General features: G+C 51.1%; 18 protein-coding genes and 1 other annotated feature (1 of these 19 only partly in view). Of the genes, 9 read left to right on the forward strand and 9 right to left on the reverse strand.

All coding sequences use genetic code 11. From position 1 onward, the window contains the following. Positions 1 to 94: 94 nt before the first annotated feature. The gene (locus EDM55_RS02905; RefSeq protein WP_122959551.1) at positions 95 to 2,245 is read right to left on the reverse strand and encodes a DNA topoisomerase III; all 2,151 of its coding nucleotides are present in this window, start codon (positions 2,243 to 2,245) and stop codon (positions 95 to 97) included. 124 nt (positions 2,246 to 2,369) lie between these two features. Further along, a complete protein-coding gene (locus tag EDM55_RS02910) occupies positions 2,370 to 3,512 on the reverse strand; it encodes a DUF2515 family protein (protein WP_246070872.1) in 1,143 nt (380 codons plus the stop codon). A 50-nt stretch (positions 3,513 to 3,562) separates the two neighbouring features. Here EDM55_RS02910 and shc point away from each other — a divergent pair, with 50 nt between their 5' ends. Continuing rightward, the gene (shc, locus tag EDM55_RS02915) at positions 3,563 to 5,473 is read left to right on the forward strand and encodes a squalene--hopene cyclase (protein WP_174769274.1); all 1,911 of its coding nucleotides are present in this window, start codon (positions 3,563 to 3,565) and stop codon (positions 5,471 to 5,473) included. On the opposite strand, the gene EDM55_RS02920 is transcribed toward shc, so the two are convergent. Beyond that, entirely contained in the window at positions 5,464 to 5,652 is a 189-nt protein-coding gene (locus tag EDM55_RS02920) for a spore germination protein GerPD (protein ID WP_373863281.1), read from the reverse strand. The genes shc and EDM55_RS02920 overlap by 10 nt on opposite strands. A gap of 160 nt (positions 5,653 to 5,812) precedes the next feature. On the opposite strand from EDM55_RS02920, the gene EDM55_RS02925 reads away from it, so the two are divergent. The 6 genes from EDM55_RS02925 (at position 5,813) to EDM55_RS02950 (ending at position 7,873) form a co-directional block, all read left to right on the forward strand. Then, entirely contained in the window at positions 5,813 to 6,064 is a 252-nt protein-coding gene (locus EDM55_RS02925) for a spore germination protein (RefSeq protein WP_092267792.1), read from the forward strand. Further along, entirely contained in the window at positions 6,061 to 6,303 is a 243-nt protein-coding gene (locus EDM55_RS02930) for a spore germination protein GerPB (RefSeq protein ID WP_092267791.1), read from the forward strand. The genes EDM55_RS02925 and EDM55_RS02930 overlap by 4 nt, the downstream gene beginning before the upstream one ends. Before the next feature lie 32 nt (positions 6,304 to 6,335). After that, entirely contained in the window at positions 6,336 to 6,977 is a 642-nt protein-coding gene (gene gerPC, locus EDM55_RS02935) for a spore germination protein GerPC (RefSeq protein ID WP_246070871.1), read from the forward strand. After that, positions 6,967 to 7,155: a spore germination protein GerPD gene (locus tag EDM55_RS02940; RefSeq protein WP_092267790.1), complete on the forward strand. Its 189-nt coding sequence runs from the start codon at positions 6,967 to 6,969 to the stop codon at positions 7,153 to 7,155. The genes gerPC and EDM55_RS02940 overlap by 11 nt, the downstream gene beginning before the upstream one ends. A 92-nt stretch (positions 7,156 to 7,247) precedes the next feature. Beyond that, on the forward strand, positions 7,248 to 7,622 hold the full coding sequence (locus tag EDM55_RS02945) for a spore germination protein GerPE (protein WP_122921798.1): 375 nt from the start codon (positions 7,248 to 7,250) through the stop codon (positions 7,620 to 7,622). Positions 7,623 to 7,657: 35 nt separating this feature from the next. Continuing rightward, the gene (locus EDM55_RS02950) at positions 7,658 to 7,873 is read left to right on the forward strand and encodes a spore germination protein (RefSeq protein WP_092267788.1); all 216 of its coding nucleotides are present in this window, start codon (positions 7,658 to 7,660) and stop codon (positions 7,871 to 7,873) included. Between the two features lie 113 nt (positions 7,874 to 7,986). Here EDM55_RS02950 and EDM55_RS02955 read toward each other — a convergent pair whose 3' ends face one another. Together EDM55_RS02955 and EDM55_RS02960 are read right to left on the reverse strand one after the other, a co-directional pair. Then, the gene (locus tag EDM55_RS02955) at positions 7,987 to 8,601 is read right to left on the reverse strand and encodes an Hsp20/alpha crystallin family protein (protein WP_092267787.1); all 615 of its coding nucleotides are present in this window, start codon (positions 8,599 to 8,601) and stop codon (positions 7,987 to 7,989) included. 95 nt (positions 8,602 to 8,696) lie between these two features. Then, entirely contained in the window at positions 8,697 to 10,094 is a 1,398-nt protein-coding gene (locus EDM55_RS02960; RefSeq protein ID WP_174769273.1) for an LCP family protein, read from the reverse strand. A gap of 221 nt (positions 10,095 to 10,315) precedes the next feature. On the opposite strand from EDM55_RS02960, the gene EDM55_RS02965 reads away from it, so the two are divergent. Both EDM55_RS02965 and EDM55_RS02970 read left to right on the forward strand, forming a co-directional pair. Then, entirely contained in the window at positions 10,316 to 11,233 is a 918-nt protein-coding gene (locus EDM55_RS02965) for an NAD(P)/FAD-dependent oxidoreductase (protein ID WP_092267786.1), read from the forward strand. Between the two features lie 28 nt (positions 11,234 to 11,261). Then, the gene (locus EDM55_RS02970) at positions 11,262 to 11,735 is read left to right on the forward strand and encodes an NUDIX domain-containing protein (RefSeq protein ID WP_092267785.1); all 474 of its coding nucleotides are present in this window, start codon (positions 11,262 to 11,264) and stop codon (positions 11,733 to 11,735) included. Between the two features lie 76 nt (positions 11,736 to 11,811). Here EDM55_RS02970 and EDM55_RS02975 read toward each other — a convergent pair whose 3' ends face one another. The 4 genes from EDM55_RS02975 to ileS form a co-directional block, all read right to left on the reverse strand. Continuing rightward, positions 11,812 to 13,200 carry an MFS transporter gene (locus EDM55_RS02975; protein WP_122959552.1) on the reverse strand — a complete coding sequence of 463 codons (1,389 nt, stop codon included), beginning with the start codon at positions 13,198 to 13,200 and terminating at the stop codon, positions 11,812 to 11,814. A gap of 15 nt (positions 13,201 to 13,215) precedes the next feature. Then, positions 13,216 to 14,334, reverse strand: a complete 1,119-nt coding sequence (locus EDM55_RS02980; protein ID WP_122959553.1) for a mandelate racemase/muconate lactonizing enzyme family protein — start codon at positions 14,332 to 14,334, stop codon at positions 13,216 to 13,218. Between the two features lie 15 nt (positions 14,335 to 14,349). Beyond that, on the reverse strand, positions 14,350 to 15,123 hold the full coding sequence (locus tag EDM55_RS02985; RefSeq protein WP_122959554.1) for a TraR/DksA C4-type zinc finger protein: 774 nt from the start codon (positions 15,121 to 15,123) through the stop codon (positions 14,350 to 14,352). Positions 15,124 to 15,277: 154 nt separating this feature from the next. Continuing rightward, a complete protein-coding gene (ileS, locus tag EDM55_RS02990; protein WP_092267781.1) occupies positions 15,278 to 18,061 on the reverse strand; it encodes an isoleucine--tRNA ligase in 2,784 nt (927 codons plus the stop codon). 48 nt (positions 18,062 to 18,109) lie between these two features. Next, positions 18,110 to 18,230 (reverse strand) — a binding site (T-box leader); it runs 128 nt beyond the window's last position.

The raw sequence follows: 18,230 nt of genomic DNA on the forward strand, positions 1-18,230 counted from the left end.
TTCTCTATACATGTATCTACGATAGTTATTCAAGTAAGTTTCAAGATTGCACGCTCAAAATAGAAAAATACTTTGGCAACAGACCCACCTGCTGTCATTCCCGGTGGACCTTTGCCTTTTTCTCCTGCTCATCCCAGATCAGATAGGCATCAAATTTGTCTTTGCCCTTCTGAAAGCCCTTGATCAAATTACTCTTGCCGGTTTCCATCACTTTTTTGATCATGGCGGCAGAGATTTTCTTACCCATGATCGTTTTGGAGACGGTCACACTGCATTGGCTCTTCTTGTAATTGGCACAGCCGTAAAAATCGCCTTTGTCGACGAGATCGCCGCCGCACGCTTTGCAGGTAGCCACTTTCGAGCCCAGGGTAAACTTGGAGGCTTGCTTGGGCATCGAGGATACGTCGTAGCTCTCCAGCTTCCACTCGCGAGACTGCTCCACGGCATCCTCAACGATTTTGTGGGACAGCTTGCGGACCTGCTCCATGAAAGCTTGCGCGGACGCCTCCCCTTGACCGATCTGGCCAAGTCTTTGTTCCCAGCGAGCCGTCATCTCCGGTGAAGCCAAAATCTTGTCGCCAATGACATCGATGAGAAGCGTGCCTTTTTGGGTGGCAAACACTTGGTTTTTGCGCACCTCGATGTATTTGCGTTCTTTGAGCATGTTGATGATCCCTGCACGCGTAGCTTCCGTACCGAGTCCCTCTGTCTTCATCAGGACTTTTTCCAGCTCCTGATTGTCCAGATGCTTGCCGGCTGTTTTCATCAGCGTAATCAACTGGCCTTCCGTGTAGCGCTTGGGCGGCTGGGTCTTGCTTTCCTTTGCTTCGACCTTGCATACCTTTCCCGTATCACCTTTTGCCAGAGGTGGCAGGATCGACTCTTTGTCTTCTTTATCCTCATCAAAGAGTACTTCCCGCCAGCCAGCGCGGATCTGCACCTTCCCTTTGCTGATAAAAACGGCTCGTCCATCGACCAAAGTCGTCAGCGTTGTGTAGTCAAACAAGGCGCTTTCATAGTGAGCAGCGATGAGGCGACGGGCGACGAGGTCGTATATTTTCCGCTCGTCATCCGGCAGCCTGGAAATATTCGGCACCTGCTCTGTCGGGATGATGGCATAGTGGTCCGTGACCTTTTTCTGGTTGACGTAGCGACGATCCTGCGCGATTGATGTCTTTGGTGTCGGAAAGCTAGCCTGGTAATCCGGCTGCTTGGACAGCTTGGACAAGATTTCCGGAAACGTCTTGGCTTCCTCTGCTGTGACGAAAGCGGAGTCCGAGCGAGGATACGACAGCATGCCTTTCACGTACAGCTTTTGCGCGATCTCGAGAGTCTTTTGCGGCGAGTATTTAAACAGCTTGTTCGCAGTTGCCTGCAGCGAGGAGAGATTGAATAAATAAGGCGGCAAAAATTCCTTTCGCTCGGTCTCAACCTCATGCACCTGAGCAGGCTTGTCCTTGCAAAAAGCAGCGATCCGCTCAGCCAATGCCGGATCGTTGATGCGCGATTCCCCCTCGTTGTGCCAGACCCCATCATAGCGCTTCTTGTCCACTTCAAAGGTGGCCTTTACCTCCCAGAACGGCTCTGGCTTAAAGGAGGCGATTTCCTTCTCTCGCTTGACAACCAATGCCAAGGTGGGAGTCTGTACGCGGCCCGCTGAGAACACATCGCTGATCCCTTTTTGCTTCAACAAAATGGTGTAGACTCGTGAAGCATTCATCCCGACGAGCCAATCCGCACAGGAGCGGCTGTAGGCTTCGTAATACAGATTGCGGGTCTCTGTCTCATCGAGCAGCGATTCAAATCCCGCCGTCACTGCCTTTTCCGTCAAAGATGAGATCCACAGGCGTTTCATCGGTTTATGGACACCGCTCTGCTCCACGATCGTCCGAATGATCAGCTCTCCCTCACGCCCGGCATCGCCCGCGTGAATGATGCCTTTTACTTCGGAGCGCCTGAGCAGCTGCTTGATGATCCCGAACTGCTTGGCTTTGGAGCCCATCACCTGATGGCGAAAGGATTCCGGGATGAGCGGAAGCGTTTGGATCGACCATTTTTTCCAAGCCGGATTGTACGCCTCCGGTGGAACCAGCTCACAGATGTGTCCGACTGCCCAAGTGAAAAAGGCGCCTTTCGGAAAAAGCCGGTTTGGATGCACTTCGAGATAGCCCTGTTGTTTTCTATGTGGAAACGGACTGGCGAGCTTCATCGCCTGGTCCGGTTTTTCTGCAATGACGACTTTCATAAACTTCCTACTCCCTACTGTTGCAAGTATTTCTGTGATTGCGGTGGTCACAAAACATTCGTTCCCTTTCCTATTTTACTACAACACTCGCCGAAAGAAGAGGAAATCATTTCCTTATCCTTGCTTATGTGCCAAAGATTTTTCCCCGTGCGATGACCGCAAGCTCTATTTTTTCCAGCGTGCGGCAGTAGACTTCGCTCATGGATACCTGCTCTTCTTCTGGCTGAGACGGCAATCGCAGCAAAGAGAGGACATCACGGCTTTGGTACCAGTCCTTCTCCTTTGGCTCAGCGTGTTCAACCTGCTTCCATGCCTGCTGTAGCTGGGGAGAGTAGAGCGGGCTCATTTTGCTCCTCAGCTGGCAGTTTTCCACCCTTCTCTGATGCGGCTTGCCTGGAAGTCCCTCCTTTATATCGTGAAACAGATGCGGCCAGAAGTCTTTTCTCGATCCTGTGTGAGGCTGCCTGGACGCCCAAGCAAGAACAGACGCGAGATTCTTTTCTTCACGAAACAAAAGGACATACAATCGCTTGCCCAGCGATATGCGTTCAAGCAATGACGCGAAATGCGACACACTTTCTCCAACCAATCGCAGCGGCCTTTTGTCTCCTTGGCACGGAAACAGTATTTGGTTGAGAGAAAGCAGCTCCTGAAAGGTAAAGGGCAGCGTGTCGAGAACCGTTATTTTGTAAGACTCGTTCTGCATGACCTGCACCTCTAAATGCTGCTGCTCGTTTACGATCAGACCAGCTGCCAGAAGCTCACAGTCTCCTGCTTTCCAGAAGTGATTCCAGAGAGCTTGGGTAAACACAGAGACCTGGAATTGCGGTAAGAGGTGAAAAAGGTTGGTCTGTCTGCGCACACTTTCTTCATACAGTAACAACTGAGGGTAAACGTCTCGAAAAATCAGCCAGTTTCCGCGCTCGAGAAAGAAAAAATAGTCTCTCTGTTCTCTGACCGAAAGCAAACGCGGGAGCAGCTCCCCGCTTAAATCCGTCATGCTCCAGCCTGCGTTTCTGGAAACCAGATGAGCCAAGAGCGCCCAGTGAATCTCGCTATGCTTCTGGTAATAGTCCAGGTACGCGCGGGTTCTTTCGACATTGTCCACGTTTCGCACGTTTGTCTGCTCCCATATGTCCCTCACTAGCTGTTTTTCACTGGCGGACAGGTCAGCGGCTTTTGACATGTCCTTTTTTCTGGCGATGACCTGTTTGATTTCTTTGGCAAGGGACAAAAGAGGTGGATCGACCATCCAAGACCAGTTCAAAGCAGTCCCTCCTCTCTCCTCATGTCCCCAAGCATCTGGAGGTGAAACAGTTGCGTGAAGTATCTGCAGAAATCCAGCGCATGCAAACGATCTTGCTTCAAAAGCAAGCACAAGACGGTTCTTGGCGATTTTGTCTGGAAAGCGGTACACTGACGGACACTCACATGATCATCCTATTGCGCACTTTAGGGATTCATGATGAAGAGTTGATGCTGGGACTGGCCAACCGGATCGCAGGCAAACAGCAGCCGAACGGAGCGTGGAAGCTGTACACGGATGAAGCCGATGGAAATCTCTCTGCCACGATCGACTCGTACTTCGCCCTGCTGTTTTCCGGCTATTTGAAAAAAACAGATCCCCGTATGGAAATGGCCAAGTCCTTCATCCGCGCCAACGGAGGGCTGAACGAAGCCAATATGCTGACGAAAATATCGGCAGCCTTGACAGGTCAGTATCAGTGGCCTCAGCATTTTATGGTGCCCGTCGAACTGACCTTGCTCCCGCCCACCTCTCCCCTGAGCTTCTACGATTTTGTAGGCTACGCTCGCGTCCATCTGGCACCGATGATGATCTTTGCCGATCGGAAATACGTCTTCCACAATCCAGCTACTCCGGATTTATCCGACCTGTACGTCGGTCCTGCCATCTCGCCTGGTATTTATCCTCATCGCCGCATAGAGCAGTTCGCCAAGGATGCGCAAGGCTTCCTCGCGTCTATTCACAGCTTTGTACGTACGCTGCCATTTCTCCCGAGTGTGCTCCGCGAGGTCTCTTTGCGCCGTCTGGAAACGTACATCCTGGAGCGGATCGAACCGGACGGAACTTTGTACACGTATTCGACTTCTACTTTTTTGATGATTTTTGCCTTGCTGGCACAGGGCTACCCTCTTCAGCATCCCAAGATCACGCACGCCATGCAGGGTTTGCTGGCTGCGGTTTACCGCACGAGTGAAGACGCTCATCTCCAGCTCGCTACCTCAGCAGTCTGGGATACGGCACTGCTCACTTATGCCCTGCAGCAGTCCGGGATTGAGTCCTCCCACCCATCCCTCCAACGCTCCCTTAAGTACCTGCTAGGAAAGCAGCAGACAACTTATGGCGACTGGAAAATTCGCAACCCGCACGCTTCTCCTGGAGGCTGGGGCTTTTCAGATCAGAATACGATGAATCCCGATATCGACGACACGACAGCTGCCCTGCGCGCCATTTTCGCGCAAGCAAAAGCAGACCAAGCCACAGCTGCTGCCTGGAAACGAGGCCTGGATTGGCTCATGACCATGCAAAACGACGACGGTGGATGGCCTGCATTTGAAAAGAATACGAACTCAGCTGTCATTTCGCAGTTGCCTATCGAGGGCTCAGATACAGTGAGCACTGACCCCTCCTCCGCGGATCTGACGGGCCGCACACTGGAGTTTCTCGGCAATTATGCGGGGATTCGCATGAACCATCCGCAGGTGCAAAAGGCAGTTCACTGGCTCCTGAGCGAGCAGCGACCCGATGGCTCCTGGTACGGCAGATGGGGAATCGCTTTTCTGTACGGGACGTGGGCAGCACTAACCGGCATGATGGCAGTAGGTGTGCCTGCAGACAGCGAGGCCGTGCAAAAAGCCGTGAACTGGCTGATTCGACAGCAAAATGACGACGGCGGATGGGGAGAGTCTTGCAAGAGTGACGAGAAAAAGTCGTATGTGGCCCTAGGTGTGAGCACCCCCTCCCAAACCGCCTGGGCCGTAGATGCCCTCATCTCTGTTTTTCCCAAGCCTCCGCCTGCTGTGGAGCGAGGCATTCAGTTTCTCCTTCAATCCAAGGATCGCCATGATTGGACGACTGCCTATCCGACCGGCGGAGGAAGACCTGGGGGCATTTATTTTGCTTACCACAGCTACCGGTGGATTTGGCCGCTGTTGGCACTCAGTCATTACCGTGACAAATACGGGACAAATCAACCTTATTCGTAATGTTTGCGAATGGGCAGCTGCTTGCTGATGATCAAGGAGTCTGCAGGTGTATCAAATACCGTTGAGCTGATGATTTCCTCCGTATCCCCAATCAGGACGATGGAGGATTGGGAAACGCCATCGCAGTCAAACTCCCCGACCTCTATTTTTTTGTTATGGACGGTCATCTTCAGTTCCATCTCTTTATCTCCTCTTCTTCATAGGGAATGAGCACGTTCAGCGGTGTGCCTCATTCAGCTTATGCCTACGCCCATCAAGAGGTGGCAAAAACAGATATGAACACCCACTAGACATTCACATACAATACAAAAAGGATTTCTCCAGAGGGGTGAGGTACTTGTGCCTGCAATCGTGGGAGTCATCAATGTCAACAGTATCAGTGGTGTCTTCAACGTCGGGGATGTCCGCAAAATTTCTCCTGTAAGCTATGCCAAAACCTTTGCTGGTGGAGGTTCTTTTAATTCCGGAACGACATTGAACGTGAGAATTCCTCGCAGTGTCGTTTATGTGAATGATACGAATAACGATGATTGGCCTGCATTTGTCCAAGATTTGCGTGAGCCAGCGCCCAAGGGACGGGATTGCCCATGAATTTTATTGTCCATCAAAACATTACGATCCACACTCTGAAAATCGATGGTCTTACCAACTCGTCCGTCTTTCAAATCGGGAGTGCTGGTGTCATTAAACCTTTATCACAACTATACAACTCAGGCGGTTTTACGGAGCGAGCACCGGAAGCAACCATGGAGCCGGGGGAAGAAATGGAACGTGAACGCCCCCGTCCCGATATGTTTGTCCCGCTCATCCCCTTAGTGGAGCCCAGGTGAGTTTCGTTACATTTGTCAGAAGATAGGTAAGGATGATCGGTATGTATATGGGTCCAGAAATGATGCAGTACTTTCAGCAGCTTCACGAATATTTGCAAGCACAAAACAAGCATATGGAAGCGATGAAAAAGCTGATTGAAAAACTGAACCAGGACATTGACGAGCTGAAGGAAAGACAGGTTCCTCCCGTCATAAGAAATGAATACAAATTTGATCTGCTAAAGGTCGAACGTCTGGAAGGCACTTTAAATATCGGTTTGAATCCAAAAGGTGCCGATGCTGGCATGGGGGAACTGTCCATTCCTGGCCAAACGCCGGAAGAACGACCCACTACCGGAACAGCGGACACTCCCGCTTTTCATCACGTCCAGCAGGAAATATACGATTTTCTGGGGCATGACGCGTACCAGGTACTCGAACGTATCGAGGAAGAAGCCGGTTTTCCCCTCGATGACACGTATCGCGCCTTTATCATGGATGACATCAAAAAACAGATTGATCCCCGCATTCGCTACTATTTGAAGCAGTCCGAAGCGGAAGGCTGGGAGCCCGAGCATATCGACGCTGTCTGCCAACGAACGATTCAAAAGGTCAAGCGCGATATCGAACGTACTTGTGAGTCCTTTATTAAAAATTTGCCGCGTGGAGGGATTGACGGCGGTCATGATCTATAAAGTGATCAATGGCGAAATCCGCGTCGGAGCTGTAAATATTGTCAACCTTGCCTCTGCAGCCTCTTTGTTTATCGGTGACTGCAACTCTATTGTCCTGAAAACCATCAATGAGACCCCGCCGGAGAGCTACATTGTAGGCGTGACACAGCCAGAGGAGACGCCAGAACCGACGCCATAAGAATAGCCAAGCGAAAATCCGAAGACTGCATGGGGATGACAGCCCGCCTCCTCTCTTATCCTATGGCTTCAGGAAAAAGGAGAATGTGGATCATGAACAGCAGAACGAGCCATGTCCATTCCTTAACCAACATTTCCATCGACTCGTCCTCCGTCCTGCAGATCGGCGATTCCCAAAAGGTGGATGCCCAATCGTACATCCTTGCCGTACAGCGGGATAAAGTCATCTTTTTTGAAAACGAGTTTCTGTTTCGGGACTATGTCGCTTTCTGTGAGCCATTTCCTTTACCTAGCGATTGCGAACCCATTACGACTATGACCTTTCATGAAAATCCTTCGATCCGGGTAGATAAAGTGAATGTCAGCTTCGCCGCCGCATCCGCGGTTATTCACATCGGTTCGAGCGAATGTGTAGAAATGGAAACGCGCGTTAAAAATATACGGCATTTGGTACGGAACAAGCGCTAGGTAGAGGGTGGCGAACGTGAAAGGAGGAGATATCGTTGCCTTCCATCATCGGTGCAGTCAATATCAACAGTAACTCGGGAACCGTCAACTTTGGAGACACCCTCAACATATCTCCTAAGAGTGCGACCAAGACGTTTTCCGGTTCTGGCGGCGGCAATACCGGCAACCTCGTCAACACTGTAAACGGGGCCAGCTCTACAAACACGCTCGATCCCAGCGTGGTGGACCAACCTCTCGTCGGGAATATTTAAAGCAGTGTTAATGGCTAGCATTAGCACTGTTTTTGTCTGATTGTGTACGAGCCTACAATAGCTGCAGATAGTAGAAAAAAGGCTGCCAAGGGAAACTGGCAGCCTGGTACAGATTATACATTCGCCCGAAACGTCGCTTTTCTGTCATGAGGTGAGCCATCCCTTGGCAAATACAGCTCCAATAAGCCATCCTGATAGTGTGCCTTCATCCCTTTTGCACTGACCGAAACCGGCAGCTCGATTTGACGGTTGAAGGTGCCGTATACCCTTTCCTGCTGAATGCAGAACTGTGCTTGCGGATGTCGCTTGATCGTCCCTTTTATCTCCAATGTCCGCTGCTCCGTGAGCGTGACCTCCAAGCTGTCTCGGGCAAATCCGGGCAATTCGCAGCAGACAATCACGAGCTGCTCCGTTTGATAAATATCGGTAACCGGAAAAGCATCGTGATCGCTCTGATACATGATCACAGGCGGCTGTTCCTTTTCCCTCTGCTTCTCTTTTTGCTTTTTCCTCGTTTTCGAAATGGTGGGGACTGCCTCGCTCACCTGCGTAGTCGCCTGAGCAGTGGACTGCCCCGTCAGGTTTACGAGGTTTTCCCAAAAGTTCGTGTCCAATAGCTGATTCATCTGGCTTAATGCCTGCCAAGGATTCTCCTGGTTCATGCTTAGTTTGGACAGACTTTCAGATGTTCTTTGCAATTGTTTCATGGTCTCCTGCAGGTTTTTCATGACGCGCACACCCCTCCTTCCCATCAGCAGGTCAGGAAATCCAATGAAGCGATCGGTCACTCCTGCAGTATATGTACGATTGCCTAAGGAAGGTGCTACACCCCGCCTTGAGACGCTCCTTCTCCGCTTTCAACGGGGGCAGGCGGAGCTAAAATATCAGGCGGTGGCATGTCAGGGGAGTACGGCTGCTCTTCTGTGCCTTTCTGGCCGTTTCCTGGTCCATCTGACGTCCCATCTGGAACCGGATTCGTCGGATCGACATCGCTGTTTGCAGGCGTTGTCGGCTTCGTTGAATTTGGCTTTTTGTCCGGCTCTTTAGCAGGGGTCGCAGGAGAAGCAGTCTGTACTGTTGCCGCTGGCTTCGATGCCGGTTTTGGCTGATTCTTGATTTCGGCCTGTGCCACCTCTGCGACGGCCGCATCACTTAATTTTACCAAATCACCCTTTTTCTCCGATGCCATCTCTGCCTGGAGGGTTGTGCGAATCGCCTCCATATTCTCCTTTGGCCAAAGGGTGTACGGAGAAATCCAAACCGCACCATTATCCAGTGACGTCATTCTTTCAGAGGAGATGGTGCCAAAATCCATCGCCAATCCATTGATTTGATCCTTGGACAAATCGGTCCGAATATGCTTGCCTACCGTTTCCAAGACAGCGGTCAGGCTCGAAATACCATCGACGGAAGCCACTTTGTCTGCAACAGCCTTGATCACCTGCTGTTGTCGTCTGTTCCGGTCAAAGTCACTGGAATTGTAGGCAGAACCCCGCTTATCCAAGCGATGACGTACAAAACCAAGCGCCTGCTCTCCATTCAATACCTGTGTTCCTTTTTTCAGGCTCCGATAAACGCCTTCTTGCGGAAGCTCATAAACCAGGTCTTTGTCGACATCGACCTTAACACCGCCTAGCTTGTCGATTACAGCTGTAAAGCCCTCAAAGTCAAGCTGGACATAGTGGCCTACGTTTACTCCAAGCATGCTTTCCAAGGTTTTCTTTAGCAAGGTCATCCCATTTTCCGTAACTGTCTGCCCTTTGCTTTCTGCGCGCTTTTTGATTTCTTCTCCCAAAGCAAAGACTTCGTTTATTTTGTGATACCCAGGATAGCCCGGGATTTCTACACGAGTGTCCCGTGGCAGGGAAACCATCGTAAGTTTTTTGGTTACGGGATTGGCGACGGCCACTACCAGTACGTCGGTGTTGAGCATCCCGATATTTTGCCGAGTATCCAGGCCAACGATCACAAAGGAAAGCGATTCCTTTTCTTCGTAGGGCTGCTCTATTTTTGGCTGATCAGGGAGCTGATACGGATCCTCCGTGACGACCTCCAACGTCTTGTTCCACTGACTGAGAGCATAGCCAGCTCCGGCAGCTACCAGACAAAAGAACAGGCAGCAAAGCAGAAGCACATACATTTTTTTGCTTCGCCGTCCACGCCGTTTTTTCTTGCTTGCCTGGTTGGAAGGAGTCTGAGGTTTTTCCATTTTTGCGGGCACGTTGGTCACTCCCTTTTCGTCGAATTTTGCACAATCGCGGATAAGTTTCCCAAGATTTTGGCAATTCTTGTCCCATTTTACCACATCCTCCCGGCATTTTGTATGACGAAGGAACCTGCTCCCACGTTGCAGCTCGGAACATTCTTGCACTCTGGATACGAAACAGGTAGTCTAAAACTAGGTATATTTGGTACGCAAGAAAAAATCGGGGGGACAAAAGAGTGGAACACGTACAGGTGCTGATCGCAGGCGGCGGCATCGGAGGACTGTCCGCGGCTATTTGGTGCCAACGATTAGGATTATCCTGTCTTCTGGTGGAAAAAGCAGATCATCTCGGCGGACAACTGCTGCAAATCCGCAACGAAATCGTGGACCTTCCTCCCCGCGTTTACGCCAATGGTTCAGCTCTGCTGGATGATCTATTGAGACATCCCGCTATTGATGCCGTGCAGCCGCGACTGGAAGAAGCCATCATTTCCATTGATGTTTCAACTCGCATGGTGAAAACGACGAAATCGGACTATCGCGTAGACTTTTTCATTGCCGCAACGGGTGCAAGTCCCAATGAGATTCCTGCTCTTTCAGGCTGCAAGAAAGTGCTGACGACTTCTTTCTCCACAACGGCTCAGGCAGACATGCTGTCGGCTCAGGATGTTGCTGTCATCGGCGGCGGAGACCGCGCTCTCGAGAGTGCCTCCAATATTAGCAGATTTGCCCGGCATGTAGATCTTCTCGTCCGGAGTGATCATTTGCGGGCCCGCTCCGAGTGGATTGCTCGGCTGGAGAAGCTGCCAAACCTTCGCGTTTTCTGGGAAACGGAAATAGAGTCCTACGAGGCCAGGCAGGATCGAATCGCACTGAGGCTTCGATCTGCTAGCAATAGCCAGCCAGCTGAAATTGTCGTGGACTGGATCCTTCCGCGAATTGGTGTACACGGAAACAGCAGCGTATTTTCTCCACTGGCTACCTTCGGAGATGCTTACCTGAAAACAGACGAATTTCAGCGTACATCTGCATCTGAGTGGATATACGCGCTAGGTGACGTCAGCAATGGCGCACCCTACGCTAGCCTTTCTCTTGCTGTCGGTCAAGCGATGAAAGCCGTCAAACACATTTCGCTGCAAATCCAACAGCCATGAAGCACAGATTAGCAAAGGAGATCTCGTCATGCACGCTTTTCTAGATGACTTCGGCTTGCCAGTCGAGTTGACTTTTGAACACGAGGAATACAGCAACCACGAGGCACGGCATGTTCTTATTTTTCCGTTTTGGCAAGGGAAGCTTCTGTTCACCCGCCATCGAACTCGCGGGATCGAATTGCCCGGCGGTAAAGTAGAGCCCGGGGAGAACAGTCTGGCAGCTGCTGTACGGGAAGTGTACGAGGAAACGGGAGCCGTCTTGGATGGAATAGAACGAATCGGACAGTACACGATCGACCATTCGATGCGAAAAGATATTTACATAGCCCGTGTCCTGGAATACGCCAGCCTCCCCTCCGGTAGTGATGTAGCCGAAACCGTGATTTTTTCACACTTCCCTACCGATGTTAAAGGCGATCCGCAATTTAGCCGCCTGCTTTACGATGACGTCTATCCGCTTGCTCTGGCTCGCGCATTGACTCATCGATTTGCTCAATTCTGACGAAACGTAAAACAACAGGCACTGCCCGAATCGGCCCCTTCCCTTTCACGGGGTGAGACTGATTGGGAGATGCCTGTTAATTTTTTTCTTTTTCTTTCTGCCCTGACAAAATTCGTTTTAGAAGCTCATCCGGGTCAAACCCGTACTTTTCCACTGCTGTTTCCTTTCTCTTTTCATCGGGTGTAGCCGGCTCGATCCCGAGCAGCTCAGATACCTGTCTCCATCCTTTAGTCTCGGCAGCTTTCTGATCCTGTTCGCCGCCAGCCTGTGTTTGCTGCTGTGCCTGTTTGGGCTTTAGCAAGAAGATCGCCACGACTCCAAAAACGAGGGATAGTCCCGCAATCGACCAAAACATGACCGTCCGTGAAATGTCCAAAAGCCACGTGAAGATGGGGGGGCCGATCGCAACCCCGATGAAGCGGACACCACTGTACAAAGAAGTGATCATCCCCCGCTCCGCTTTTTGCACCGCTCCGACAATCATACTGTTTAAGCAGGGCAAAATGAGCCCCGTACCAGCGCTGCCAATTACTAGGATACCGATCAGCGGATATGCCCCTTTTACAAAGCTGGCAAGAACGTAAGAAGCGGAGAGCAGGAACATCCCCACGATGACAAACCACCGCATGAGCCCAAGCTTCTTTTTAATGATCAGGCCCGTCACATATGCAGCGATACTCATGACCAGCAGTGGAATGGCTAGAAAGCCACCCTTGATCACGCCATCAATCTTGTATTTTTCCTCCAACAGGTCTGACAAGTAGAACAGCACGCCAAACAGAGTGAATAAGCAAATGCTCCCGATAAAGAAGGCGGGAATCAGCCATTTCCCATGCTGCTTAAAAACCTGCCCGATAGAGTGAAGGTATTGTTTCACCGGTATGGGCTGTTTTTCTTGCTTCTTTTCTTTCGTCAGGAATAAAAACAACAACAGCACGACGCCGCAGATAATCGGAAAGGCCAGAAACACCATGTACCAGGAGATCAGGGCAAGCAGTGAGCCAAAAATCGGGCTTAGTACCTTGCCAAGGCCGTTTGACGTTTCCATGAGCCCCAAAGCCCTGCTCTCCGACGCACCATTAAACAAATCCCCTGCCAGCGCCATGGCTATGGGTGCGGTACCCGCCGCACCGATCCCCTGCAAAACTCGCCCTACCATGATGAGCGAGTACGGATCATCCCACCATAATGCGGCAAGTCCTGCCAAAAGCCCTCCCGCACCATACACGACAAGGGAGAGGATGATCACGATTTTCCTGCCGAATCGGTCTGAAAGATACCCGGCAAATGGGATGACAATGCCAGCTGCTATGGAAAAGGCAGTAATGAGCAAGCTCGTCTGCAAGGAGGTGAGATCCATTTTGGCTTTCATGGTTGGCAATACAGGAATAAGCATGGAATTTCCCAACACCATGACCAGAGGGATACCCGTTAAGCCAATCAAGTTTTTTGCATTTTGCGCCATAAGAGACTCCTTCTTCTACGCATAAACGCTGCCATCCCAGCGCATCGCGTTAATAAGCTCCCAGTCCGGCAAAACTCCAATTCCGACTCCTTCCGGGATGGTGACCTTGCCTTGCACCGGAGCTAACGGAAACAACTGTGTGAACGGATTCTCCATCGCATCCCACTCAACGGGCTCGATGGGATCGGCATCCATTTTTGACCATGCCGGAAGACAAGCCTGAGCAAATAAGGTATACAGCCGAGCCAGGCTGCCATCAAAAGAATGAGGGGATACCCGATAACCATACTGCCTTGCCAGCTGCAAGTGTGTCCGGTAAGCTTCGATCCCCTCTGTGTGCAGCAAATCAGGCTGCGCAATATCCAACGCCCCAGATTGGTACAGCGGTAAAAACTGAGCGCACTGAACCAGATTCTCTCCGCCCGCAATGGGTACCTGGATAGCTGCCCGCAGCATTCCATACTCCTGCGCGCGGTCCAGCGGCATCGGCTCCTCTAGCCACAGCCAATTGGGAAACTCGGAGAATACCCTCTCCCACTTACGTGCATAAGACGTGTCGTAGCTTTGGTTAGCGTCCAAGGCGACAAGAACATCCTCTGGCAATGTTTGCATGAGACGCCTGATATGGGCAAAATCCTCTTGCAACGAGCGTCCTCCGATTTTTACTTTCACCTGTTTATGCCCAGCTGCAACCTCCTGCATGACCTTTTCAATCGAGCGCTCCCTCCAGTCACTGGCTTCCCAGTAGGATTGAAAAGAAGCGTAAACCGGTATTTGCTGATGAAATTTGCCGCCCCACAAATCACAGACAGACAACCCCGCGCGCTTCGCAACGATTTCCGTCAAAGCCATGCTCACTCCCGCTGCCGAGCGCTGATGCCATTTGCTGATGACATCTGTCAGCGCGAGTCGATCTGTTGCCATCTTACCGAGCAAATAGGGAATGATTCGCTCTCGGAAGCCTGACTGAAGCGTAGGGAGCCAATCGATAATTTCCCCCCAACCGTCTATTCCCGATTTGGTAATCACGCGAATTAGAAAGCATGTGCGGTACCGTTTGTAACCATTTGCGTCGCCATACGCTTGTGGAAGCTTATAGAGCAGCGGGTACGTCTCTACACGCTCGATTTGCATTTGTGGTCCTCCTGGCTACATCAAATCGTTTCTGCCTTCCCTCTCTGCCCGCTCATCTTCGTAGTCGTCGTAGTTCAGGTAATTCCCTTTCCCCTCGCCTTTTCGCATATACTCCTCGTAGGTGCCGCTCCGCATAAAGTGAACGCTGTCCTGACCGTGATAGCCATCGATGTCGGTGTACCCGATTTCCTCTACATCTTCTACAAAACCATCTGGCTCATCACTTTCGATGTACATTTCCTTGTAATCGGTCTTGTCGTTATCCACGTATGAAAATGGAGTGCTCGAAGTACCCCATGCCTCTACAATTTGCCACGCATCTTCCCCATCAAAGCCGTTTTGCCCTTCCTTTTCGTCAAGCGAGGTGCGCCCAAAAGGAGGCATCAAAAACTCCTCTTCTATAGGACGAGATTCGTTGATCGTAGGCGCTGGTGCGTGTTCCTTGCAGGTCTGTGCCTGCGGCAGTGCCTCGAGACGCTCCTCAGAAATAGCCGCTCCACAAACGGTACAAGTCCCGTATGTCCCTTCATCCATTCGTGTCAGCGCCTGATCAATTTCCTTCAGTGTCTCCCTGTCCAGGCTATCCAACGCCAAATCCTTTTCCCGCTCGAACAGTTCACTGCCAATATCAGCGGGATGGTTATCGTACATGGCAAACTCCTGCAAAGAAGTCGTCATCGGTTCTCTCATGCCGTAATGGTCCTGCACGCGATCTTCCAGCTCTTTTTTCTGCTCCAGCAGCTTAACTCGAAAAAGTGTCAGCTTGTCTTGGTCCACGCCAGACACCACCTTTGGTTTGGTTTCCTCACGTGGTAGTATGTCTTGGCTTGCACGGAATTAACCGATTTCACGACTATCCCCATAAGTTGACTAAAGACCTTGCCGAAATAAAAAAACCTGCCATTCCCTACAAGGAATGACAGGTCGAAGCTTTTCGTATCACTTATTCTCCAACGTGTGCGTAGTGCTCCTCCACAATGCCCGCGCAGCGTCCGCAGATCGTTGGCAGGGATGGGTTTACACCCACATCAAGCTTCACGACGCGGCAGCGCTCGCATTTGACACCACTTGCTGCAGATACCACAGCGGCAATGCCTTCCAGCTGTGCTGCTTCAGCTGGTGCTGCAGTTCCTTGTGGGTGCAGTTCCACATCTGCCACGATGAACAGATCTGCCAGATCGTCCATCGCCGCCAAGGTTTTCGCCACTTCCTCTGTTTGTGGGTAGAGGGCGAGCTTTGCATCGACAGAGTTCCCAAACACTTTGTTGCGACGCGCTTCTTCCATTGCTTTCAGCACTTCATCTCGGACGTTAAGGAAAGCGTCCCATTTGCTTTCGTCGTCAGCAGAGAAGCTCAAATGCTTTTCATCCGCTTCTGGCATGTCTGTCAGCTGCACACTTTTCTCATCCACGCCTGGGACAAAGCCCCATACCTCATCTGCTGTATGCGGCAGCAGTGGTGCTACCAGCTTCACCAGATTCAACAGGCAATCGTACATCACTGTTTGCGCAGCGCGGCGTTTGAGGCTATCCGGCGCTTCTACGTAGAGACGATCTTTACAAATGTCCAGATAGAAAGCGGACAGATCGATTACGCAGAAATTGCGAACGGAATGGAATACCGTATGGAACTGGTACTCGTCATAGGCTTTGCGTACGCGTTTGACCATTTTCGCTGCTTTTGCCAGAACATAGCGATCCAGTTCACCCAGCTGCTCATAAGCAACGCGGTCTTTTGCCGGATCAAATCCATCCAGGTTTCCGAGCAGGAAGCGGAAGGTGTTGCGGATTTTACGGTAAACCTCTGCGATCTGGCTCAAAATCGCATCGGAAATACGTTGGTCAGCTTGATAGTCTACAGATGCGACCCACAGGCGCAAAATATCGGCACCCAGACTGTTGATGACTTCTTGTGGAACGATGGTGTTCCCCAGGGACTTGGACATTTTGCGTCCTTCTCCATCCAGGGTAAATCCGTGGCTCAGCACGCCTTTATACGGTGCAGTGCCAAATACCGCAACACTCGTGGAAAGCGAAGAGTTGAACCATCCCCGGTATTGGTCGGAGCCTTCCAGATACAGATCAGCAGGCCAGCTAATGCCGCGCTCTTTCAGGACAGATACGTGGCTGGAACCGGAGTCGAACCACACGTCCATGATGTCTGTTTCTTTGCGGAAGTCTTTGCAATCGCATTTTGTGCAAGACAGACCTTCTGGTACGAGCTCATTGGCTTCACGAGCAAACCAAACGGAAGAGCCTTCTTTGCGGAACAGGTCTGCAATATGATTGATCGTCGTATCGTTGATGATCGGCTCGTTGCAGGATTTGCAATAGAAGATCGGGATAGGAACTCCCCATACGCGTTGACGGGAGATGCACCAGTCTCCACGATCAGCGATCATGTTAGCCAGGCGGGTTTCACCCCAATGCGGAATCCACTTCACTTGCTTGATCGCTTCCAGCATTTGCTCGCGGAAACCGTCGATGGACGCGAACCATTGCTCAGTCGCACGGTAGATCACCGGCTTTTTCGTGCGCCAGTCATGCGGATAAGAGTGAGTAAAGAAGCTGAGCTTGAGCAGAGCATTGTTTTCTTTCAGCTTTTCGGTGATCACTTTGTTCGCATCTTCGTAGAAGAGACCTTCAAAGCCCGGAGCTTCGCTGGTCATTTTTCCTTCATGGTCAACCGGGCAAAGCACGCCGAGGTTGTATTTTTGACCGACGTTAAAGTCGTCTTCCCCGTGTCCTGGAGCGGTATGAACGCAACCGGTACCCGCATCGAGCGTTACGTGCTCGCCCAAGATGAGTGGGGACGTACGGTCATAGATCGGATGCTGTGTCACGACACCTTCGAGGTCTTGGCCTTTGTGGGTGGAGAGCACTTCCACACTCTCCCACCCGATTTCCTTGCTCGCGTTTTCAATCAGCCCGCTCGCCACCAGGAATTTGCGGCCATCTGCTTTCACTACGCTGTACTCCAGCTCAGGGTGCAGCGTGATCGCCAGGTTTGCCGGAATGGTCCAAGGTGTAGTCGTCCAGATGACAACGCCTGTATCTGAATCCAGATGACCTTTGCCATCCACTACCTGGAAGCTGACGTAGATGGAAGGAGAGCGTTTGTCTTTGTATTCAATCTCTGCATCTGCCAAAGCGGTCTCGGAAGAAGGAGACCAGTACACACAGCGCAGACCTTTGTAAATGTAGCCTTTTTTCGCCATTTCCCCAAACACGCGGATTTGGTTTGCTTCGTATTCAGGCAGCAGCGTTACATAAGGATTTTCCCAATCGCCGCGAATTCCCAGACGTTTGAACTGATCGCGCTGCTTGTTGATGTAAGACCAAGCATACTCTTCACAGCGTTTGCGGAAGTCGTTTACTTCAATGCTGCGGCGATCCAGACCTTGTGCATTGACAATAGCCTGCTCGATTGGGAGTCCATGTGTATCCCAGCCTGGAATATACGGTGCATAAAAGCCCGCCATCGATTTGTAGCGAACGATAAAGTCTTTAAGGATTTTATTGAGCGCATGTCCAATATGGATATCCCCGTTTGCATATGGAGGGCCATCATGCAAAACAAAAGAAGGACGTCCAGCGGTACGTTCCTGTACAAGTTTGTAAATATCCATCTCTTCCCAGGCAGACTGCATTTGCGGCTCCCGGTTTGGCAAGTTGCCTCGCATCGGGAAGTCCGTTTTTGGCAGCGATAAGGTTTTGCTGAAATCCATGGCTACATTCACTCCTTAAAAATATAAAAAGCCTTCACTCATCCCCAAAAAAGGGACGAGAGAAGGCTCCCGTGGTACCACCCAGATTGAACGATCGTAATAAAAATCGTTCCACTTGTATCATTCGTAACGGGAATGACGCGCGCACTTACTCCCCTGCCTGTCATTT

The sequence above is a fragment of the Brevibacillus centrosporus genome, assembly GCF_003710815.1.
Classification (GTDB): Bacteria; Bacillota; Bacilli; order Brevibacillales; family Brevibacillaceae; genus Brevibacillus; species Brevibacillus centrosporus.